Raw genomic sequence first — 707 nt, 5'->3', positions numbered from 1 at the left:
GTGCTGGCAGACCTCGCGCCAACACGACGACGCACCTTCCCAGCTGTGGCCCAGGATCCCGACGTGCTTCACCCCTCTACTCCCTCTGTCCTGCGAGCATGGTAGTGGCGGACCAGGGTCCGGACGACGATCCCGTCTCGATCAGCTGCGTGATGACGGTGACGAGAACATCCGCGCGGAACGCTGCCGCAAATAAGGGCCACTCCCCCGACGACCGACCCCCCATGCCTCCGCCCGAAGGGGGTGCACAGTTTTTCGACGTCGCGCTCTACGTGATCGTCATAAGTGAGGATTATGACGATCAGTAGCCGCTCCGACTTCGAACCGAATCGTATGCACTCCAATCGCAATAGTCGTGACGAAATCAGCCACCTTTGTTATTTTCCCAGTTCAGAACATTTCATATCGTTTCTTTTCGTTTCAATTTTGACACCTAATTACGTAATAAAATGAGGTAAGATGCCTTGCAACCGACCCTTCGAGGCACCACGACGAGGACATCCATGACCGACACGCACCCCCCTGCACCCGAAGCGACCTCGCAGGCGGACGACTCACCCAAGCCACGGGTAGGGCGCCCTCGGAAGTACGCCACCGCAGCCGACCGCGTGCGCGCCTACCGCGAACGCGAACGCGCCAAGAAGGAAGCAGTCGGCATGGCCCCACCCGTCGTCGAAAGCCCCGACGACGCTGTCTCCGCCCTGACA

Annotated in this window: 1 pseudogene; it reads left to right on the top strand. The window is 59.8% G+C overall.

Features of this window, described 5'->3' with window-relative positions:
- Window positions 1-503: 503 nt before the first annotated feature.
- Window positions 504-707, top strand: a pseudogene (locus tag R1101_RS28875) (hypothetical protein); the annotation flags it as partial.

Source organism: Rhodococcus sp. R1101, assembly GCF_000278445.1.
Classification (GTDB): domain Bacteria; phylum Actinomycetota; class Actinomycetes; order Mycobacteriales; family Mycobacteriaceae; genus Rhodococcus; species Rhodococcus gordoniae.
The sequence above is the reverse complement of the archived record's forward strand: the minus strand, read 5'-3'. Positions and strand labels throughout refer to the sequence as shown.